The organism is Wenzhouxiangella psychrophila (assembly GCF_042310375.1).
Taxonomy (GTDB): domain Bacteria; phylum Pseudomonadota; class Gammaproteobacteria; order Xanthomonadales; family Wenzhouxiangellaceae; genus Wenzhouxiangella.
Genome location: NZ_JBHJMQ010000038.1, coordinates 1 through 520, shown reverse-complemented (window position 1 = coordinate 520; position 520 = coordinate 1). Strand labels below are relative to the sequence as shown.

Here is a 520-nt window from a genome sequence, read left to right as displayed (position 1 = left end):
CCCTTCAGGAGCGATGATGGAAATATCCATGCCCGCGGTGGCAAAGCCAATCATGTAGGAGTTGGCCATGTTGTTGTCGCCATCGCCCAGGTACACAGCCTTCTTACCCTTAAGGCCTGCTGGGCCTTCTTCAGGGCTGAGGTTTTCCACGATAGTCTGCAGATCAGCCAGAATCTGGCATGGGTGCAGATCATCGGACAAGGAGTTCACCAGCGGCACAGTGGACGTCTCCGCCATGGCGTGGAAATTGCTGTGTGCGTAGGTGCGCCACACAATTGCTTCCACGTAGCGGGACAATACAGCTGCGGTGTCCTGCAGGGACTCGCCCTTACCCATCTGTGAGCTACCGGAATCCACGACGATGGCGTGTCCACCCAAATGAGCGATGCCCGCGTCGAAGGAGAAGCGAGTACGAGTTGAAGTCTTATCAAAAAGAACTGCAACGGACTTTGGTCCCTCGAGTGGACGCTCCGAAAACGGCGCTGCCTTGAGCTTTGCGGCTAGGGTCAAAACCTCTGCC

Annotated in this window: 1 protein-coding gene; it reads right to left on the bottom strand. The window is 56.3% G+C overall.

Annotated features, from left to right (window positions below):
* The coding region (locus tag ACDC66_RS15240) for a Rossmann-fold NAD(P)-binding domain-containing protein (RefSeq protein WP_459117389.1) at positions 1-520 on the bottom strand (520 nt) is incomplete at both ends.